Origin of the sequence: uncultured Psychroserpens sp., from assembly GCF_947500255.1 — a bacterium.
Lineage (GTDB): Bacteria > Bacteroidota > Bacteroidia > Flavobacteriales > Flavobacteriaceae > Psychroserpens.
Genome location: NZ_CANMRL010000003.1, coordinates 516,690 through 538,015, shown reverse-complemented (window position 1 = coordinate 538,015; position 21,326 = coordinate 516,690). Strand labels below are relative to the sequence as shown.

At 33.5% G+C, this 21,326-nt stretch carries 19 protein-coding genes; 9 read left to right on the top strand and 10 right to left on the bottom strand.

Annotated features, from left to right (window positions below; translation table 11 throughout):
• The first annotated feature begins 78 nt into the window (after positions 1-78).
• Entirely contained in the window at positions 79-927 is an 849-nt protein-coding gene (locus tag Q0783_RS11895; protein ID WP_298895412.1) for a DUF2911 domain-containing protein, read from the top strand.
• 56 nt (positions 928-983) lie between these two features.
• On the opposite strand, the gene Q0783_RS11890 is transcribed toward Q0783_RS11895, so the two are convergent.
• The 3 genes from Q0783_RS11890 to Q0783_RS11880 all read right to left on the bottom strand — a co-directional run bounded on the left by Q0783_RS11890 (position 984) and on the right by Q0783_RS11880 (position 6,077).
• Positions 984-2,786, bottom strand: coding sequence for a sodium:solute symporter (locus Q0783_RS11890; protein ID WP_298895410.1), 1,803 nt, complete (start codon positions 2,784-2,786; stop codon positions 984-986).
• 116 nt (positions 2,787-2,902) lie between these two features.
• Positions 2,903-5,428 (bottom strand): PIG-L family deacetylase, encoded by a 2,526-nt coding sequence (locus Q0783_RS11885; protein WP_298895408.1) that lies wholly within the window; start codon positions 5,426-5,428, stop codon positions 2,903-2,905.
• Positions 5,429-5,522: 94 nt separating this feature from the next.
• The gene (locus Q0783_RS11880; protein ID WP_298895406.1) at positions 5,523-6,077 is read right to left on the bottom strand and encodes a thioredoxin family protein; all 555 of its coding nucleotides are present in this window, start codon (positions 6,075-6,077) and stop codon (positions 5,523-5,525) included.
• 36 nt (positions 6,078-6,113) lie between these two features.
• Here Q0783_RS11880 and Q0783_RS11875 point away from each other — a divergent pair, with 36 nt between their 5' ends.
• Genes Q0783_RS11875 through Q0783_RS11865 form a run of 3 tightly spaced genes read left to right on the top strand, consistent with a single transcriptional unit; the run spans position 6,114 to position 8,392 of the window.
• Complete coding sequence (locus Q0783_RS11875) at positions 6,114-6,449, top strand: tRNA-binding protein (protein WP_298895403.1); 336 nt, start codon at positions 6,114-6,116, stop codon at positions 6,447-6,449.
• 3 nt (positions 6,450-6,452) lie between these two features.
• Entirely contained in the window at positions 6,453-7,364 is a 912-nt protein-coding gene (locus tag Q0783_RS11870; protein WP_298895401.1) for a bile acid:sodium symporter family protein, read from the top strand.
• The gene (locus Q0783_RS11865; protein WP_298895399.1) at positions 7,361-8,392 is read left to right on the top strand and encodes a 1-acyl-sn-glycerol-3-phosphate acyltransferase; all 1,032 of its coding nucleotides are present in this window, start codon (positions 7,361-7,363) and stop codon (positions 8,390-8,392) included. Before Q0783_RS11870 ends, Q0783_RS11865 begins: the two co-directional genes overlap by 4 nt.
• On the opposite strand, the gene Q0783_RS11860 is transcribed toward Q0783_RS11865, so the two are convergent.
• The 3 genes from Q0783_RS11860 to Q0783_RS11850 all read right to left on the bottom strand — a co-directional run bounded on the left by Q0783_RS11860 (position 8,387) and on the right by Q0783_RS11850 (position 13,204).
• Positions 8,387-10,885, bottom strand: a complete 2,499-nt coding sequence (locus tag Q0783_RS11860) for a M14 family metallopeptidase (RefSeq protein ID WP_298895397.1) — start codon at positions 10,883-10,885, stop codon at positions 8,387-8,389. The genes Q0783_RS11865 and Q0783_RS11860 overlap by 6 nt on opposite strands.
• Before the next feature lie 83 nt (positions 10,886-10,968).
• Positions 10,969-11,376 (bottom strand): PUR family DNA/RNA-binding protein, encoded by a 408-nt coding sequence (locus Q0783_RS11855; protein ID WP_230936029.1) that lies wholly within the window; start codon positions 11,374-11,376, stop codon positions 10,969-10,971.
• 73 nt (positions 11,377-11,449) lie between these two features.
• Positions 11,450-13,204, bottom strand: a complete 1,755-nt coding sequence (locus tag Q0783_RS11850; RefSeq protein WP_298895394.1) for an ABC transporter ATP-binding protein — start codon at positions 13,202-13,204, stop codon at positions 11,450-11,452.
• A gap of 130 nt (positions 13,205-13,334) precedes the next feature.
• On the opposite strand from Q0783_RS11850, the gene Q0783_RS11845 reads away from it, so the two are divergent.
• The 4 genes from Q0783_RS11845 to yajC all read left to right on the top strand — a co-directional run bounded on the left by Q0783_RS11845 (position 13,335) and on the right by yajC (position 16,407).
• Entirely contained in the window at positions 13,335-14,438 is a 1,104-nt protein-coding gene (locus tag Q0783_RS11845; RefSeq protein ID WP_298895393.1) for a Glu/Leu/Phe/Val dehydrogenase, read from the top strand.
• A 137-nt stretch (positions 14,439-14,575) separates the two neighbouring features.
• Entirely contained in the window at positions 14,576-15,487 is a 912-nt protein-coding gene (gene nusB, locus Q0783_RS11840; protein WP_298895391.1) for a transcription antitermination factor NusB, read from the top strand.
• A 125-nt stretch (positions 15,488-15,612) separates the two neighbouring features.
• The gene (locus Q0783_RS11835) at positions 15,613-16,113 is read left to right on the top strand and encodes a DUF1573 domain-containing protein (protein WP_230936025.1); all 501 of its coding nucleotides are present in this window, start codon (positions 15,613-15,615) and stop codon (positions 16,111-16,113) included.
• Between the two features lie 3 nt (positions 16,114-16,116).
• Entirely contained in the window at positions 16,117-16,407 is a 291-nt protein-coding gene (yajC, locus tag Q0783_RS11830; protein ID WP_298895389.1) for a preprotein translocase subunit YajC, read from the top strand.
• A gap of 63 nt (positions 16,408-16,470) precedes the next feature.
• On the opposite strand, the gene Q0783_RS11825 is transcribed toward yajC, so the two are convergent.
• The 4 genes from Q0783_RS11825 to pepT are packed head-to-tail and all read right to left on the bottom strand — an operon-like array spanning position 16,471 to position 20,133.
• Positions 16,471-17,070: a YdeI/OmpD-associated family protein gene (locus Q0783_RS11825; protein ID WP_298895388.1), complete on the bottom strand. Its 600-nt coding sequence runs from the start codon at positions 17,068-17,070 to the stop codon at positions 16,471-16,473.
• Between the two features lie 5 nt (positions 17,071-17,075).
• A complete protein-coding gene (locus Q0783_RS11820) occupies positions 17,076-17,432 on the bottom strand; it encodes a nuclear transport factor 2 family protein (protein WP_298895387.1) in 357 nt (118 codons plus the stop codon).
• 33 nt (positions 17,433-17,465) lie between these two features.
• Positions 17,466-18,890, bottom strand: a complete 1,425-nt coding sequence (locus tag Q0783_RS11815) for an amidohydrolase family protein (protein ID WP_298895386.1) — start codon at positions 18,888-18,890, stop codon at positions 17,466-17,468.
• Position 18,891: 1 nt separating this feature from the next.
• On the bottom strand, positions 18,892-20,133 hold the full coding sequence (pepT, locus tag Q0783_RS11810; protein ID WP_298761703.1) for a peptidase T: 1,242 nt from the start codon (positions 20,131-20,133) through the stop codon (positions 18,892-18,894).
• A 124-nt stretch (positions 20,134-20,257) separates the two neighbouring features.
• Here pepT and Q0783_RS11805 point away from each other — a divergent pair, with 124 nt between their 5' ends.
• The gene (locus tag Q0783_RS11805; protein WP_298895384.1) at positions 20,258-21,295 is read left to right on the top strand and encodes a quinone-dependent dihydroorotate dehydrogenase; all 1,038 of its coding nucleotides are present in this window, start codon (positions 20,258-20,260) and stop codon (positions 21,293-21,295) included.
• The last annotated feature ends 31 nt before the right edge of the window (positions 21,296-21,326 follow it).

Below are 21,326 nucleotides of genomic sequence, written 5' to 3'. Positions count from 1 at the left end.
GTTTTCTTAACAAACAAAGGCTTAGCTTGTTTGTAAATTTACGTGAAATTTAAAACTAATCATTAAATACTAATACAAATGAAAAAATTATTTCTAGCATGTGCAGTGTTTGCTATGACTTTCACGACTTATGCACAAATTGAAACGCCTCAACCTAGTCCATTTTCAAAGGTGGAGCAGAAGGTAGGCCTTACTGATATTACTATCGAATATTCTCGTCCGAGTGTTAAAGGAAGAACAATATTTGGAGATTTAGAACCTTTTGGAGGTGTTTGGAGAACAGGAGCTAACAAGAATACTATTATTACATTTAGCGATGATGTAACAATTGCTGGTCAAGATGTAAAGGCAGGTTCTTATGCGATGTTCACTAAATTAAACTCAGCTACGCAATGGGATGTTATGTTCTATAGTGATACTAATAATTGGGGAACACCAAGAAATTGGGACGACAGTAAAGTTGCTGCAACTGCAAAAGTAGATGTGAATGCTATTCCATTTAATGTAGAAACGATGACAATCGATATTAATAATATTTCTGCTACAGGAGGAACTATTGATATCATCTGGGAAAAGTCATATGTTGGCATTCCTTTTACAGTACCTACAGATAAAACGGTTTCTGCTGCAATTGATAAAGTAATGGCTGGACCAAGTGCAAATGATTATTATGCATCAGCTGTATATTATTTAAATGCAGGAAAAGATGTGAATAAGGCTAAAAAGTGGATTGATAAAGCGATGTCTATGATCGAGAAACCTGGATTTTGGCAAGTAAGACAACAGTCGTTAATTTATGCTGCTGCCGGAGATAAGAATGGCGCTATCAAATTAGCTAAAGAATCTATGGCTGCTGCAAAAGAAGCTGGTAACCAAAACTATGTAAAGCAAAACATGGAATCTCTTAAAGAATGGGGAGCTATGTAATCAAATAGTATTTATAACATAAAAAAGCACAGCTTAATTGCTGTGCTTTTTTTATGTTATGATGTTTTGTTTGGCGAAGATAGTTGAGCAACAAATGCAATTAGCATCACTAATATACATCCAAATAGATTAAGCCATAGATACGGCATCCAATCAAACCACCAACCAATAATAACTATTACTTGGGTAATTATGGCAGCGGTAAAAACGGCATTGGCTTTTACAAACTTAAAAAAGAAAGCTAATAGAAAAATACCCAAAACATTGCCATAGAAAATGGAGCCTATAATATTTACCAGTTGAATTAAATTTTCGGCAAGATTAGCAAAACAAGCAATTATAATGGCTACAAGTCCCCAAATTAATGTGAAGAATTTAGTAGCTTTTACCATATGAGCTTCGTCTTTCTCTTCTTTCAAATTTCTACTATATAAATCTATAGATGTGATAGTAGCAAGAGCATTAACCTCAGATGCTGTTGAAGACATTGCTGCAGATAAGATAACTGCAAGTAATAAACCAATGAGTCCTTTAGGTAAATACTTTAAAATAAAGGTAATGAACATGTAATCTCTATCATTCGTTTTTGTGTCTTTTGCCGAAGCCTTATAAAGTTCAGTTAGTTCTGCTTTTTTACCAGAATATAAGTTGTTGTCTTTATTTAACTGGCTTAACTCTAAACTTAGTTGATCATACTTGTTGGCATAAGCTGTATCAATCGCTCGCTTTATTAAGTATTTAGATTCTAGTCGATTACTTTTTTCAATACTATCTAGGTAGAATAGCTCTTTCTTGAGTTTTCCGTCATTTTCATTTTTTGATAGGGCAATACTCAATTCTTTTTTCTTCTCAAATACGTTATTTTGTTTTAGTTGGAGCTGTTTATAGTCTTCGGAATATTGAGAGGCTAAAACCGTTTCTGTAGAGGAATCAATAAAATTTAAAGGCGCCTGATTAAACTGATAAAACACAAATACCATAACGCCCACTAATAATATAAAAAACTGCATAGGAACTTTTAATAGACCATTAAAAATAAGCCCCATTTGCATTTCTTTCATAGATTTTCCAGAAAGGTAACGTTGCACTTGACTTTGATCTGTACCAAAATAAGATAGCATTAAGAATGTACCTCCAATTAAACCTGTCCAAACAGTATATCTATTTTCTAAATCAAATGAAAAGTCTAAAACTTCCATACGACCACTAGCTCCAGCAATATCTAATGCACTAGTAAAAGAAACGTCTTTAGGAATTAAATTTAGAATGATAAATAGAGCTGCTAACATTCCTGCAAAAATGACAAACATTTGTTGCTTTTGAGTTACTGTAACAGCTTTGGTACCACCAGATACTGTATAAATGATAACCAGAACACCAATAATGATGTTAAGGGTTATAATGTTCCATCCTAAAACAACCGATAAAATTATAGCTGGAGCAAAAATCGTAATTCCTGCAGCTAAGCCTCTCTGAACTAAAAAGAGAATTGCAGTAAGACTTCTAGTTTTTAAATCAAATCGATTTTCTAAAAACTCATAAGCTGTATATACCTTTAAGCGATGATACAATGGAATAAAAACAAGACAAATAATTACCATTGCAATAGGTAATCCAAAGTAGAATTGTACAAATCCCATTCCATCAGAAAACGCTTGACCAGTTGTAGATAAAAATGTTATTGCACTAGCTTGAGTAGCCATTACAGATAACCCTATCGTCCACCATTTTGAGGTGTTTCCGCCACGTACATAATCTTGAACGTTTTTACTACCTCTGGTCTTCCAAGTACCATAGCCCACTATAGTTAATAAAGTAATGATCAATACTAACCAATCTATCCAATCTAATTTCTGCATAATTTAAAAGACTTTCATTAAGAGGTAGAACAAAACGATGTAAATAAAATTTGCAACAAGGACAAGTGTATATGATTTAAGCCAAGGTTGCTTTTGTGGTGACTTGTGATCCATATTTAATCGTTAAATTTTTTATCAGTATTGATATTGTTTTTTCCTAAAGACAACATATTTGCGAATAAGCGATATGCACCCGAAACACCTGCAGGAAACTCTCTAAAGAAGCTAAGTCCTGTATAAACGTAATGTCCTTTTCCATGAGCAGCAACAAGCAAACTTCCTGTTTTTTGAGTTTCACCATTATCACTCATAGATAGGATAGGTGTAAACTCACTTGACCATTCATTTGGAAAATAGAGCCCTCGTTCTTGGGTCCAACCATCAAAGTCTTTTGAGGTAATTTTATTTGGAAAGTTTAATACTTCATGATCTGTTGCAAGTAGTTTAACGTTAGCATTTTCATCAGTCACTCTATCTCGTGATAATTTAAGATCGAAAGGTGCAATTTGATCAACTTTTACACGATGTCGCGTATTGTATTGAACAATCATATTTCCGCCTTGAGCAACATAGTCAAATAGGATTTGTTGTTTAAAATTTAAGGCTTCAACTGTATTATAAGCTCTAATTCCAACAACTATAGCATCAAAACGCTTTAAATTATCTTCAGTAATGTCGTCTGGTTTTAAAATGGCAACATTATAACCTATCTGTCTTAAACTTTCTGGAACAACATCACCAGCACCTTCAATATAACCAATGCTTTCTCCCCGTTTTTGAATATCTAATCGTACAATTTTACTCTCACTAGGAAGTAAAATAGTTTGAAACGGGATATGGTCGTAATCAATTTCAATAAGTTCTTTAGTGTAAGTCTTATTTCCAATATGCACCATAGGTGTTAATAGACCTTCACTTTGTTCTTTAGGAGGAATCACCGTAAATACGAGACGCTGTTCTTGACCTTTGTTGGCAATGCTTACTTTTTGTTTTTCTGGATAAACACTCCAATTATTTGGATAAGCTATTTGCACAAAACCTTCTAAACTGTCTCGTCCAGCTTTAACAATAACTTCTATGTCTCGTTGCTTATCGGTATCTAGAATAATTACTTTCTCTGAAATCTTTGCTGAGGCTTCAGGAATGATTTCAAATGGTTTGTAGACCTCGCCTTTTACAGGGTCATTGGTTTTGTAGACGATAGGTTTAGTAAATGGAATTGCTACATTTTCGATATTGAGATTAAAGGTTACATTTAATGCTCTTGGTGTTTCAGGTTTTCCAATGAGGTTTTTGTCTTCAACCATGTACATTCCTAAGCTTCCTTTTTTAGTAAGCCAATATGGTGTAGAAACAATTTGACTGTCACTGATCTCTAATGTTTCCTTGAAATCAAAACCTGTATTATTGTCTAATTTTAAATTCTTATCTATCATTAATCCATTAGGATCTGTAATATTTAATAGTGTGATATTGGCATTACTTCTGTTGATGACCTCAAGATTTAAATTCACTGTTGCTCCTGCTGTAGTGTGATTAGTGTTTGCAGTAGCTTCAAGATATAATCCAGCACATGCAGCAATAATGTCTTTAATTTCCTTGGTTTTTAGTGTTTTCCAGTGTGTGTCTTTTAGACCTTGTATTGCATTATAAGCTCTAGCTAATTGTGGTATTGATGCAGAAGGGTTCTTAAAATCGAAATTGTTTTGAACAGCATATAAAATCTCTCCGATTGCTTTACCACCTTCAATTCTATTCCATGAAGTATCAATACCTTCAAATAAATTACTTTTATCTGTAGGTAAATCACCTTTTATTAATTCTATGTATTCAATTTGTGAACCACGACGTCCAGTACTTCCAAAGCCTTGAGATTTATGCTGACTTCTACTTAGTGCAGCAATTTCAGGATTACTTAATCCGTTACTAGGAAAATAAACACCAGTATCAACTTGTATTAAATCACTTTTATCTGCTTTTTCAAAGTTCTCACGACTTCCGTAGAACCACCATCCAGTATTAAAAAACAAGCGCTTAGGCTGCCATGTATTCACCGTTGATAATTGATTTGTATAAGCATTTTTATCACCAACTAGATCAAAAGCCTCAATACTTAACATAGCCGAACTCGTATGATGGCCATGTGTAGTTCCTGGAGTTCTGTGATTGAAACGATTGATGATCACATCAGGTTTAAATTTTCTAATAGCTAGTACAACATCATTTAGTACCTGTTCTTTATTCCATATAGCTAGCGTTTCATCTGGATGTTTTGAGTATCCAAAATCATTAGCTCTTGTAAATAATTGCTCACCACCATCTGTGCGTCGAGCGGCTAGAAGTTCTTGCGTTCTAATGACTCCTAAAAGCTCTCTAATTTCTGGGCCAATAAGGTTTTGACCTCCATCACCACGTGTTAATGATAAATAGGCTGTTCTGGCTTTAACTTCATTAGACATGTAAGAAATTAAACGTGTGTTTTCATCATCTGGATGTGCAGCAACATATAATACTGATCCTAAAAAATTGAGTTTTTTTATAGATTCGTGAATGTCAGAAGCAGTAGGTTTTTTCGGTTGTTGCGCTATGATTAGCGATGAAGAAAAGAGTAATAATAAGAATAAATGTAATCTTGTTTTCATTATAAAATAGTTAGCTAAAACCAAATATAATGAAGTCTATTAGCGCAAGAGTTGTTTTTAGTTTTTCTTTAACGTAAGATTGGCAAAAGGCAGTCTATTTCCATTTGATATTACAGCCAATACTTGGTTTTTGTACTTCGGAAATGGGACGATTCTCAAGTAAGAGATCTAATGTGTTTCTCAAATCTTTTCCAGTTACTGGTTTTCCATTACCAGGTCTTGAATCATCAAGCTGACCTCTATATACTAGTTTTAGATTATTGTTGAAAACATAAAAATCTGGAGTACAAGCCGCATCATAAGCTTTGGCAACTTGTTGAGTTTGATCGTATAGATATGGAAAGATGAAGTCGTGTTCAATAGCATTTTGAGTCATCAAATGTGGTGCATCTTCTGGATAGTTATCAATGTCGTTGCTTGATATAGCTATACAGTTTATGCCTTTTGAAATGTAATCTTTCGCTAGTTTTGATAATTCTTCATTAACGTGCTTTACAAACGGACAATGGTTACAGATAAACATGATAACTGTGCCATTAAGGCCTTTAGCCCTTTCTAATGTGACTGATGTATTATCAACTGTATTTACCAATTCAAAATTTGGTGCTATTGTACCTAAAGGCAACATGTTTGAAGGTGTTAATGCCATAATGTAAATGTTAAGATTAATTTGTATGTTTAAGGAATGGATAATATAATAACTTTCGAAGACTTTACAAAGGTGGATTTGCGCATTGGGACCATTGTTGAGGTGAATGATTTTCCTGAAGCTCATCATCCAGCATATCAACTTAAGATCGATTTTGGAGATTTGGGAGTTAAGACGTCTTCGGCCCAAATAACTATACGTTATAAAAAGGAGGATCTATTACATAAACAAATTGTTGCTGTGGTGAATTTCCCAAAAAAGCAAATCGCAAAGTTTATGAGCGAATGTCTGGTGCTTGGTGCTGTAGATGGAAAGGATGTGATACTTTTAAATCCGCAAAATAAAGTAAAAAACGGATCAACAGTGTCATAATATATGGAGCAATTAGATAACGTAAAAATTAACTTTGATAGTAACGGACTTTGGGTATTGAACATTGCATTGGCGATTGTCATGTTTGGTGTGGCTTTAGGGATTTCAGTACATGATTTTAAGTCTTTATTCAAACAACCTAAACTAGTATTGGTTGGTGTTTTAGCGCAGTTTGTACTATTACCTTTACTTACTTTTTTAGTTATCATACTTGTTAAGCCGCAGCCGAGTATAGCGCTCGGAATGATTATGGTTGCGGCATGTCCTGGCGGAAATATTTCTAACTTCATGACACATTTAGCCAATGGAAATACAGCTTTATCTGTGAGTTTGACAGCTTTTGGAACCTTACTAGCAATGGTAGTTACGCCTATAAACTTTCAGCTATATGGAAATTTATATGAGCCTACAGCACAATTGCTCAAAAGTGTAGAATTACAACCTTTTGAACTTGTAAAACTAGTCCTGCTAATTTTAGGGGTTCCATTGTTAATAGGAATGTTTGTGAGGCATAAGAACAAAGCTATAGCTGATAAACTCTCTAAACTTTTGAAACCAATTTCCATTGTTGTTTTCGTAAGTATTGTTGTTATTGCCTTTTCTAAAAATGTGGATGTGTTCAATACTTATATTCACTATGTGTTATTTATTGGAATTGCTCATAATTTCTTAGCTATATTACTTGGGTTCTTTACAGCTAAAGTGTTTAAGTTGTCTTTTCAGGATCAAAAAACATTAGCCATTGAAACTGGTATTCAAAATTCTGGTTTAGGATTGCTACTCATTTTTACATTTTTTGATGGATTGGGAGGAATGGCAATAATGGCTGCTTTTTGGGGTATTTGGCATATCATCTCAGGATTAGCAATTTCATTTTTTTGGAGTTATAAACCTTCTAAAGTTGTTAAAGCGTGAGGCAATTATGGTTATATAGTATAAGAGCATATTTGCGTTTAGGCCTCTTTTTTTATTTTAAGAAAATAGAAGTGAAGTATGCTGATCGTATCCCAAAAAATGAGGCTGTTTTGTTTTTGGGGAATCATCAAAATGCGTTGTTAGATGCCTTGCTTATTGCCACTAAGAATGGTCGATTCTCATATTTTTTAACACGAGCAAGTGTGTTTAATAAACCAATAGTGAGTGCGATATTAAAAAGCTTGTTGATGCTTCCTGTATATCGTATTAGAGACGGTTGGTCTAATTTGACTAAGAACAATTCGGTGTTTTCAAAGAGCTCTAAATTGCTAAGTAATAAACATGCTATTGTTATTTTTCCTGAGGGTAGTCATAATCTAAAACGAACTGTCCGGCCTTTAAGCAAGGGATTTACACGTATTATTTTTGAAACATTAGAGCAGTATCCTAACACGAAAATTCATTTAATTCCTGTTGGATTAAATTTTCAGAATGCCACCCAATTTGCAGATTCTACCTTGATTAACTTCGGAAATATCATAGAAATCGATTCTGGTATTATTACAGAAAAAAGCAAAAATGTTTTAGAACTCAAGGCCATTATTTTTGAACAACTAACCCAGCTTACTACACATATTCCTAGTGAAAATTACGAGACAACACTAAAAGTGCTTGAAGATTTAAATGTTGACTTCACTAAGCCTGAGGATGTCAATAGATGTATTAAAAGTGATTTTAAAACTTGTATCAAGGTTGAGACTGTAAAACCAAATCTAATAAAGCGTTTATCTAAGATATTATTGATTATTAGTCTCTTTATACCATATATAATCTGGAAAAAGATAGCTCAGCCAAAAATTACTGAAATTGAGTTTACTTCTACGTTCCGGTTTGCTATCGCAATATCCTTAGTACCAATTTTTATTCTAGTCGTTATGTTGATACTATCTTTAGTATTTCAGTTTCAAATAGCGTTATTATATGTTATCATTGTAACTATTCTGGCTTTACTTTCAGTTAAGCTATAGTTCTTCTCTAAAGAATATGGCATTCATCATAAGTTTATTTGTGCCGTACCAAAATGCTCTAAAATTAGTATTATCTGTAAACACAACAACATTACCACCGCCTAATCGATTAACTTTAAACGGAACGGTCAATGATAAACTATCTAAGTTAGGTTTCGAGATATAACCACTTAATAAAGGTGTTTTAGTGTATCTTATCGGATTATTATAACTCTGTTTATCAGCTTTCATAAACATAGTGTTATTTCTAAATAATGCTATTCTATCATTTTTATATCCAAAATTTATTGGATGAGAACGATCTTGTTCAGCTTCAAAAATTGCACCTCCAACTACCTGAGCGCCATTAAAATTACCGCGTTGTTCAAAAGAAATATCTGTAGCTTGGCGTTCCATTTTTTTAAAATCCAATTTAATAAACTCATTTCGCTTTAACCAGTTTAAGGCGCTTCGGTATCCAATGAGTGTACCGCCATTTTGAACCCATTCCTTTAATTGTTTAGTAGCACTCACCGAACCACTTGGTAAAATGATTGTATTGTATCTACTAAGGTTCACACGACTTAATGATCTTGTATCGAGTTTGGTCAAGCGCATGTCGTAACGTTGATCAAATAAATGCCATATTTCACCGGCATCATAACTGCGAATACCATCACCAACAATGATAGCGACTTTAGGTTGTGTTAATGCTCTAAATTGATTACTTCCCAAGTCTATACCTTCAGTTAATCCTGTATTAACAGCATCAATATTAATATGGCAGTCTGCAGCAACTTTTTGAAGGAAGCTGTAAAGTTGATCGGCGGACTTCTTTTGATTTTGAATAGGAATTAATATGGTTCCGTAATCATAGGTTTTTCCATTCATTGAAAATTGCTTCATACCTACTTTAGCACGTAGCCCACTTTCTAAAATTTTGTTTAAGGCCTTTGGCGAATAATATTCATGCCATTCCATGAGGTAAGCGTAGTTGCTTTTTGCTGAAACAACACCAGAGCGCATGCTAAGTTTTTCTACTTTAGCTCCTGCGTTTGAAGTAGAAATCCCTTCAGCATAATCCAATCCAAATGCGAGTGGAAATGTCCAAGCAGAAACATCGTAAAACAAACTATCTTGAAATTTGGTGCGTTTTTCAAACATTGCGTTAATCAAGCGTGTATTTTTTTGATTCTTCGGAATGATATAGGCGTAGCCTTTTTTGAAGCGTTTACCATTAGTCGTGAAATCACTTTTAATCTCGTGAAAATCAATTCTGTGACGTTTCAATATTTCGGCGAGATGATAGGTTTTAGCAGCATCCTTTTCGTCTCCAAAAACGATTCCTTTTCCATTTTCTTTAGACGCTTCTTTTCTTGCATTTTTATAAAAATCATGCTGGTATTGAAGTATTTCTTGCCTCATGTTTTTTCCTGCTTCGAGTGTAGATAAAGCAGCTGTAAATTGATTTCTGATTGTAAAAGGAAAGGTTAATATACCGTTTGCACTTTCTTGGATATGCCCACGAGAACTGGCTTGTTCAAATAAGATTCCAATACCTCCATTTATATCTGGGAAGGTTGATCCTTTTCCGTAGTAAAAATCGTCAAAGCTTTCTTCGGTGTAATACAGTGACCCTATTTTATCAAACGCTTTGGCATGATAATTACCTATACTCTTTGTCAACTCTTGGTTTAATTTTGGTGTCAAAGGATGTGTACGTGACGGAATTCCGGGTTGGAAAAAGAAACTGGCATTGGTTCCCATTTCATGATGATCGGTTAGAATATTTGGTAACCATTTATGGAAACTCGCTATTCGTGCACGAGATTCTGGCAACTGAACAGGCAACCAATCCCGATTCATGTCAAACCAGTAGTGATTAGTTCGTCCACCTGGCCACACTTCACGATATTCTCTATCGTTTGGGTCTGGATTTAAGTTGTTGCTTTTATTAGTATTTGCCCAATAAGCAAAACGTTGCAGTCCATCAGGATTCAACGAAGGGTCAAATAAAATAACAGCATTGTCCAATAGGTCTTTAACATCATTACTTTGTGCAGCAGCTAAATGGTAAGCAGCTAGCATTGAGGCATTAGAACCACTAGCTTCATTTCCATGAATTGAAAAGCCTTGATAAATAACAATTGGCATGTTATTGGTGTCTACGGTATTGTTTTCGGTAGATGCTATATGCGTTTGTCTAATTGTTTCAAGATTGTTGTGATTTGTAGGTGATGTTATTGTTAGTAGAAGCAGCGGTCGACCTTCAAATGTTGTTCCTCTATCTTCAATACTAATTCTATCAGATGCAGCTGCTAGAGCACGCATATACTGCACCAACTTATCATGCGTAATATGCCATTCTCCAACTTGGTGACCTATGACAGATTCAGGTGTTGGAATACTTTGGTTGTATGTTGTGTTTTGCGGAAGGTAATATGATAGATCAGGTTTTGATTGTGCATTAAGCTGGAAGTAGCTTAAAACAAGTAGGAGGATAGTTAGTCTCATATTATGGTTTAGATTAGATTATAAAAATAAAAAAACCGCTAGTCTTAGAATAGCGGTTTAGTATAATTTAACAAAAATGGGATTTAGATGTCTTCAAAATTGATGTCTGTAAACTTTTCAGCAGATTCTGAATCTGAAGTAGATTCTTCGTCTTTAGCTATGTCATCATTAGTATTTGATGAATAGTCTTCTTTCTTAAAATCTTTTTGATGACGTTCACTAATCACTTCATCTCCCTTTTCCGCGATTATGTAATCGGTCATTTCTCTTAAAATCTCATTGAATTCAGAAAAATCTTCTTTATACAAATAGATTTTGTGTTTTTTGTAGTGAAACGATCCGTCGTCGTTAGTAAATTTTTTACTTTCTGTGATGGTAAGGTAATAATCTCCAGCTTTAGTTGCTCGAACATCAAAAAAGTAGGTTCTTCTTCCTGCTCGCAATACTTTTGAAAATATTTCCTCTTTTTCCATCATTCCGTGATCACTCATAGCTATTTTTTTTTATTTTTTTGTTTGATTGTGCATCAAAAATCTAAAAAAAAAGGTTAGTAAACAACAAAAATTATAATTCTTTTGTACTGAGCTGTTTTAAGTAAAGCTCTTTATAGTAACCATCTGTGTTTACTAAGGATTCGTGAGTTCCATCTTGAATGATTTTACCATCTTCTAATACAATAATTTTATCTGCATCTTTAGCAGAGGATACACGGTGACTTACGATTATAGTTGTTTTTCCTTGGGAAATTTCACGAAGACTGGTTAGTATTTTTTCTTCAGTTTCAGTATCGACAGCCGATAGACAATCGTCAAATAACATAATTTCTGGAGTTTTGATAATAGCTCTCGCAATAGAGATACGTTGCTTTTGTCCACCAGATAAGGTAATACCTCGTTCACCTAATTTTGTTTGATAACCTTCGTTAAAGTTTAAAATGTTTTTGTGTACATCGGCATATTTTGCAGCGGTGATTATTTCTTGTTCAGTGGCATCTTCATTCCCAAATTTAATATTGTTTTCAATGGTATCAGAAAATAAAAAAGCATCCTGTGGAACATATCCAATATGATCGCGCAAACTTTTTAAATGAATTTGATCTATTGGTGTGCCATCTATAGAAATTTGACCTTCTTGAGTATCATAAAGTCTTCCAATTAAATCTAGAATTGTAGATTTTCCAGATCCTGTTTTGCCAAGTATGGCCAAAGTTTCTCCTTTTTTGAGAGAGAAACTTACTTCATCAAGAGCTTTAATGTTGGTATCTGGATAGATGTAGGTTACCTTATCGAAATCGATAATTCCATTAATTTCTGATGGTGTGTCATTATTATTTTTGATTTCTGGTTCTTGTTTTAAAAACTCATTGATACGTTTTTGAGAGGCTTCAGCTTGTTGAACTAAGTTAGTCACCCAACCTACAGTTGCAACAGGCCATGTTAACATATTTACATAGATCAAAAACTCTGCAATAGTTCCTATTTCTTCAATTTCCCCATTAATGTATTGCATACCACCAATATAGGCGACTAGAATGTTACTCACACCTATGAGCAATATCATAGAAGGGAAAAATAAGGCTTGTACTTTGGTGAGATCAATTTGCTTTTGTTTGCTCTCTTCTGAGAGTTTATTAAACTCATCAAAATTATCTTTTTCTATACCATAGGATTTGATTACCGAAATTCCGCTAAAGGATTCTTGTGTATACGTAGATAAATGTGATAAGTATTCTTGAACAATACGACTACGTTTATTAATAACCCTACTCAACTTGTAAATGATAAACGACAAAACTGGAAGAGGTAATACAGTGTAAAGCGTCAATTTAGGAGCAACACTTAGCATATAGATTAATGCAACAATAAACAGTGTAATAGTATTTATAGTATACATGATAGCTGGTCCGCAATACATACGAACTTTTCCAACATCTTCACTAATTCGATTCATCAAATCACCAGTTCTATTAGCCTTATAAAAATTTAATGACAGATTTTGGTATTGTTTATAGATCTCATTTTTTAAATCATACTCAATATATCGTGACACATTAATGATGGTTTGACGCATTAAAAATGTAAATATTCCAGTGATAATGGCAGCACCAATAATATATAGAATATTTAATGTCAATTGTTCTCTAAAAACAACTTCTGAAATCTCATCTTTATTAGCTTTAGAAATAACAGTAATTGCCTTACCTATAAATCTAGGCATAAACAATGCAAATATTTTTGCGCCAATTGTTATTAAAATACCTAATAGAAGTCGACTTCTATACTTATAGAAATATTTATTAATATGTTTTAGTTCTTTCATTTACTATTTCGAGGCTTGATTTTTAGCAATTTGACATTTTAACGTCTTAATTTTTGCTAATACTCCAATATTGAGTTATTTTTGCACGCTATTTTATGTATAATGTAAAATAGACTTAATCTAAATTCAAATGACATCAGACCTTATCAGTTCTAAGGAACTTTCAAAAATAGATCCAGTTTTTGGGCAATTATCTTTTGATAATCACGAACAAATCGTGTTTTGCAACGACAAAGATACTGGATTAAAAGCAATAATTGGTATACACAATACAGTTTTGGGACCTGCATTAGGAGGGACAAGAATGTGGGCTTATAATAATGAATGGGAAGCTCTTAATGATGTACTAAGATTGTCTCGAGGTATGACGTTTAAATCGGCAATAACTGGACTTAATCTAGGAGGAGGTAAGGCAGTCATTATTGGTGATGCTAAAACACAAAAGACACCAGAATTAATGCGAAAATTTGGTGAATTTGTACATTCTTTGAGTGGACGATACATTACTGCTGAAGATGTTGGAATGACTACAGCTGATATGGATACAGTAAGAGAAGTAACACCTTACGTTACAGGTATTTCTGAAAGTAAAGGAGGTGCTGGAAATCCTTCGCCTATAACAGCTTATGGTGTCTTTATGGGAATGAAAGCAGCTGCTAAATTTAAATATGGAAGTGATATACTTGAAGATAAGTCTGTATTTGTTCAAGGTATTGGTCATGTAGGTGAATCATTGGTTGAACATTTAACAAACGAAGGAGCTAATGTTACAATTGCTGATATAAATCAAGAGCGTTTAGAAGAGGTTAGCTCAAAGTATAATGTTGCCATTTATAAGGGAAATGATATTTATAGTGAATCTATGGATATTTATGCACCTTGTGCTCTTGGAGCAACAATTAATGATGATACGATTAATAAACTACGTGCTGATATTATTGCAGGAGCAGCAAATAATCAATTAGCTGACGAGTCAAAACACGGAAGAATGCTTCAAGATAGAGGTATTCTATATGCTCCAGATTTCTTAATTAATGCTGGAGGTATTATTAATGTTTATGCAGAATTAGAAAATTACGGAAAACAGGAAATTATTCGTAAAACAGAAAATATCTATAATACAACTTTAGAAATCTTTGAAGGAGCGAAACAAAATAACGTAACTACAAATGTTTCAGCATTAAGGATCGCAAAAGATCGCATAGAAACAAGAAAAAAAGAACAAGGAAAATAACCGAAATCCCCATTTAAATATTTTTATACCTTTAAAATAATAGTATTTTTGCAAAGCGAAAGACAGTAATCTTTCGCTTTGTTAATTATTAGCTCTTTGGAAACATGTTAAATAGACGTCACATTCGTATAAAGGTTATGCAAACACTTTACGCTTCAAAAGGAAGTGAGAGTGATAATATTAAAGCCTATGAAAAATTTCTACTGAAAAGTCTAGATAGTATGTATGATCTGTTTTTGGCTCAATTGGCATTATTGGCTGAAGTACATAAAAAGTCTAAGGACAGATTAGAGAAATCACAAAAAAAGTTTTTAGCTACTCAAGAAGAAAAGAATCCAAATGCTAAGTTTGTTAATAATGAAGTGTTGGAGCTACTCAATTCTAATGAAGCGTTACAGGAGCATTTAGAAAATCAAAAAGAAAACCCTTGGTATTTAGATTTTGAATATATCGATGTCATTTTTAAAGCCATTTTAGAAAGTGATATTTATAAAGATTATATGTCTACTAAGACGTCTACTTTTAAAGAGGATAAAGATTTTGTTATTGATATATTTACCGAAATCATTGCGCCTAATGATAAATTGTATGATTACTTTGAAGATAAACGAATCACATGGTTAGACGATTTACCAGTTGTAAATACCTCCATTCTAAAATTGTTTAAGAAAGTTAAAGTGTCTTCTGAAGGGAAATTCTTTACACCTAAATTATTCAAAGATTTAGAAGATAGAGACTTTGGCGTTGATTTGCTTAAAAAGACAATATTGAATCAAGGAACTTTTAGTAATGAAATAGCGCTAAAAACAAAAAACTGGGATGCAGAGCGTATCACTCAAATAGATACTGTTTTAATGCAAATGGCTATTTGTGAGTTTCAAAAATTTCCATCTATACCAATAAAAGTAACTATTAATGAGTATTTGGAAATTGCTAAAGAATATTCAACACCAAAGAGTAGTAACTTCATTAATGGTATTTTAGATAAAATCATAAAAGAATACACATCTGAAGGGAAATTAAATAAAATAGGTAGAGGCTTACTCTAAGTTTCTAGGTTTTACAGGCTATAGACTGTTAATGTTTTCTTTGAAAATGCACTAAAAATTTTAATTAGATGAAATAATTAGTACATTTGGCTTCTCGAATCAACAATAATTTAAAAATCATAGCAATGAAAAAAGCAATTTTAGCGTTAAGCGCATTATGTTTAGTGGCTTTCACATCTTGTAAAGAAGATGCAACAGCAAAGATTAATTCTGATAATGTAGCATCGGCTGCAGAGAGAGATGCAAAATCTCAAGATTATCCAGTAATTTCTTTTGACGAAACTGAGCATGACTTTGGTACAATCGTAAATGGTACTGCAGTTGAAACAAAATTTAAATACACTAACACAGGAAAAACACCTTTAGTTGTTAGTAATATTAAGAGTACTTGTGGATGTACTGTACCTTCAGATTGGAACAGAGATCCTTTAGCTCCAGGAGAGTCTGCTGAGTTTACTGTAAAATTCAACGGAAAAGGAACTAACCAAGTACAAAAATCTATTACGTTAACTACAAATACTGAAAAAGGTTCTGAAGTAGTTAAAATTAAAGCTTTTGTACAACCAGATCCAAATGCTGCAAACAAAAAAGCTGGTTCAGCTGCAATTAAACCTGTAGGAAAATAATTTATGGGATCAATTGGAGATTTTCTGCCTTTTATTTTAATGTTTGCTGTGGTGTATTTCTTTATGATCGCACCGCAAATGAAAAGAGCAAAACAAGAAAAAGCGTTTGCCGCTGCATTAAAAAGAGGTGATAAAGTTGTAACTAAAAGTGGAATGCACGGTAAAGTAGTTGATATCAATGATAAAGACAATAGCTGTGTAATTGAAACACTAGCTGGAAAAATAAAATTTGAACGTTCTGCAATTTCTATGGAAATAAGTAGAAAGTTAAATGCTCCAGCGACAACAAAATAGAATATAATACTATTCATAAAAAAACTCCGGAAGTTACTTTCGGAGTTTTTTTATGCTCTGTATTTAGCAGTTTTTATACTTATCATGAAGTCCAACACCCTGAATGATCATTGGCATTATTTTTTCTAGCCGAGATTGTTTAGTGGCTTCTCTTTTGGCTTCAGCTATATACTCACAATATTCACGTTGTTTTCCAGGAGTTAAAGCTTTAAAGCTAGTATCGAATTCAGAATTTCCTTTTAAAGCCTCTTGTAATTCTGGAGGAATAATGACTTCCTTTGTTTTACGAACAGGTTTTATTTCTCTACCTAAGCGTTGGTTTTCAATGGCTTCTTTGACGTAGGTCAATACTGCACCTTTATTAATGTCTGATTTAGAATCAAAACGCATTTGCCGTAAAGCTTTGGTCTTATTCTCTTGGGCATTGATGAGTAAGTTATGTTCGTCTTTTAAAAACACGCCTTGATGAAACCATAAACAGAAATGATTTTTAAAGGCGCCAATACCTAAAACATTCTTTCCATTTAGACAATAGGTAGGCATGCTCCATTTTACTGTTTCTTCAAGTTCTGTGGAATTAATAATATCTCGTAATATTGACAGTTCTTCTGCGTAATGCGGATTTACCTCTATGTACTCTTCTACAGAATATATTTTTTTCATAACATTTAATTTTTATAAGATCTTTCCTCTCGAATATCTCCAATATGGTAATACGCAATTACTTTATCTATAAGGTTGCTTTTAAAATAATACCATTCACTTACGTCTAAAGAAAAGTCATTTCCTTGTTTAGCCGTATAACGCACACAAGCACTATCTACCTTATAAATAGCGTCATGTATGTCGAACACATAGCCTAAAAATTTATCCTTGTTCTCATGTACTAAATTAATGTATACTTGTTTCCCTTTTACGATCCCAAAAGGACTAGTATGCTCAAAGCTATCGGTAATTGGCAAGTTTTGAAAATCACCAGTATTCCATTTCTCAAACCAGATATTGACTAATCGTGCTGTGTTCATATCAAATCAAGATACAATAATTTGATCAATTGATTAATTCAAGCCAACCTGCCCTTTGACAGATTCAAAAAGTTTTTTAGAATCGAAACCAACACCATTTTTGAATACAATTTCCATGTTTCTAATGTTTTTGATGTTGTCATTTAAGTTACCATTTATTAAAATGAAATCTGCAGTTTTTCCTTCTTCTATGGTTCCTGTATCTTTATTAATGTTTAAAAAGATAGCGCCATTCAGCGTACATATTTTTATGGCTTCTTCAACTGTGAAACCAGCTTCTACCAATATCTCCACAGTACGTTGATTGGCATAACCAGCCACAGTTCGTCCAGCTCCAGTTGGATCTGTTCCAGCCACTAAAAACCCACCTTTGTCATAAAAGCGTTTAACCCAAGTTAGATTCTTATTAAAAAGTGCAATGCTATTTGCATCTCGACCTTGACTACGTTCATAATTGGCTTTTAAACGCTCTTGTATTTGAGGAATTAAAGCGTCTAAACCTCCGCCAGGAACAATTTCTCTATCTGTATAAGGTTCAAATACATTGGGAGTAGTCGTAATTACGGTCTTGTTTTTAATTAGTAGATCGATGAGTTCATTAATAGCTTTTCCGTTTACGTCTTGATTTGCAAGACCTTGTCTTGCACTATATGGATTACATAAATCTTCGACTTTATCTGTTGAAAAATCACTAGATGCCATAAAGCCATGTTCAAGATTATCTATGCCAATCTCTGAGGCTTCGGCATAAGTAAGGGAGCATAAATGCCCAGTAACTTTAAGTCCGCGTTTATGAGCTTCAGTAACGCAAATTTCTAAATCCTCTTTAGTAATATTGTTATAAACTTTAAATGAGGTTACCCCTTTATCTGCCCAGTAATTGACCAAAAAGGCGACTTCTTCAGCATTATTAATAAACCCTAATTCAGGAACTTTAGGACCTTCGCGTTCAATGAAAGGTCCAGTAACAAACATATTTGGTCCTGTCATTTTTCCTTCATTAATCCATTTCATAACATTCAAATCGGTTTGTGGTTGAATACTTCCACCAGTTCTCATGGTTGTGACACCACCAGCTAAATAGAGGCGAGGAAAGGTAAAGGTCATTTGTCCCACGCTAAACCAATTTTCAAATGGTTTCGTATAAAACATGTGTTCATGTAGCATTATTAAACCTGGAATAATAGTTTTATTGCTTCCATCTATTGTTTTAATTCCTCCAAATAACTCTATATTATTTGAATTACCAATAGCTTCTATTTTGTTGTTGTTGACAATTATAGTTTGGTTGGTTTTGGTTGCATTTCCAGTACCATCAATAATAGTAACATTGGTGATTGCATAGCTTGAATCATCAACAGTAATAAAACGTTGTACTTGAGATGAAAATTCCTGTGAATTTAGTTTGTTAACTATTAGTAATAAGGCTATGGCTAAAATGGACTTGATATGCATCATACTACTGATTTTTTAATGCTGTTAGCTCTACAATCTTACAAATTACTTCGGTAGCCTTTATCATACTTTCTACAGGAACATATTCATAACGACCATGGAAATTATGACCACCAGCAAAGATATTAGGGCAAGGTAATCCCATATAGCTCAATTGTGAACCATCTGTACCACCTCTAATGGGCTTAATCAATGGTTCAATGTCTAGCTGTTTCATCGCTTCTTCGGCAATGTCAACAATATGCATTACAGGCACAACCTTTTCTTTCATATTAAAATATTGATCTTTAATATCTATGGTTATGACTTCTCTTCCATATTGAGAGTTGATATCATTCGTAAGTTTTACCATAACTTCTTTACGAGCTTCAAAATGGTCTTTATCGTGATCTCGTATGATGTACTGTAATACGGTTTCTTCAACTTTGCCTTCCATATGATGCAAATGAAAAAAGCCTTGATACCCTTCAGTATGTTCTGGTGTTTCCATTCGAGGCAAAGAGTTGATAAACTCAGTTGCAATGTACATGGAGTTTATCATTTTTCCTTTGGCATAACCTGGATGAACAATTTTACCTTTAACGGTCACTTTTGCTCCTGCAGCATTAAAGTTTTCATATTCAAGTTCACCAATCTGACTACCATCCATGGTATAGGCCCAATCGGCTCCAAATTTCTCAACATCAAATTTATGCGCACCACGACCAATCTCTTCATCTGGTGTAAAACCAACTTTGATATCTCCATGCTTAATTTCTGGGTGGTTGATAAGGTATTCCATAGCAGAAACTATTTCGGTAATCCCAGCTTTGTCATCAGCACCTAAAAGTGTCGTTCCATCTGTAACAATTAATGTTTGACCTTTATACAATAATAGATCTTCAAAATAATCTGGTGATAGAATGATATTCTGATCGCTATTAAGCGTAATAGCTTTACCGTCATAATTTTCTATAACACGAGGTTTTACATTTGCGCCTGTAAAATCTGGAGACGTGTCAAAATGAGAGATAAATCCAATAGTTGGAACGTCATAATCAACATTACTAGGTAAAGTTGCCATGATGTAGGCATTAGCATCAATACTAACATCTTTCATCCCAATAGCTTTTAGCTCTTCAACTAATGCATTTGCCAAGTCCCATTGTTTTTCTGTACTAGGAGTTGTATCGCTCTTTGGGTCAGATTCGGTGTCTACAGTAACATAACTAATAAAACGTTTTGTAATGTCTTCTTTGGTAATCATAACGCTTAATTTCTTTTCTTTTACGAGTTTACATTGTGATTAAATATCGTTGAGTAATTAATCAAGCGAAAGTTAGCGATTATATTCAAAATCTATAGTATTTTTGCATCAGAAAAGATTTCCTATGTATAAGCTTCTGCTAAGACCACTATTATTTTCTTTTGACCCAGAAAAAGTTCACTACTTTACATTTTCATTAATTCGGAATTTTTCAAAAATCCCAGGCATGAGTGCTTTATTTAGAAGCCTATATGTGGTTAATGATTCTACTTTAGAGCGCGAATTATTTGGGCTGACATTTAAAAATCCAGTTGGTTTAGCTGCTGGTTTTGATAAGAATGCTGTCTTGTATAATGAGCTGGCTAACTTTGGCTTTGGTTTTATTGAAATTGGAACAGTTACACCAAGAGGGCAAGTTGGGAACCCTAAAAAGCGACTTTTTCGATTAAAAGACGACAAGGGCATTATCAATAGAATGGGCTTTAACAATGAAGGATTAGAAGCTGCTATTACACAACTAAAGAAGAATAGAGGCAGACTTGTTATTGGCGGAAATATTGGCAAAAACACAGATACAAAACCTGAAGATTATACCAAAGATTACCTCGAGTGTTTTAATGGATTGCATCCTTATGTTGATTACTTCGTTCTTAATGTGAGTTGTCCAAATGTAGGAAGCCATGCTAAGCTAAATGATAAAGATTACCTTTTAGAGCTCATTTCCGAAGTACAAAAAGCAAATGCTAGCTTTGAAAAGCAAAAACCAATTTTATTAAAGATTGCACCAGATTTAAATAATAATCAGCTTGATGAAATTGTAGAATTGGTAAATGAAACCAATTTAGATGGCGTAATTTCAAGTAATACATCTACAGATAGAACAGGTTTAAAGGCTTCTGAAGAGCAACTTGCAGAAATTGGAAATGGCGGATTAAGCGGTCAACCTATAAAATCAAAATCAACTAGAGTTATAAAATATTTGGCAGATAAAAGCAATAAATCGTTTCCAATAATTGGAGTAGGAGGTATTCATTCTGCTGAAGATGCGCTAGAAAAGATAGCTGCAGGAGCAGATCTAGTACAGGTTTATACTGGCTTTATTTACGAAGGCCCTAAACTGATAAAAAATATCAATAAAGCACTTATAAAAAAAGCGAATTGAAACCAATCAATTCGCTTTTTTTATAGTTAGA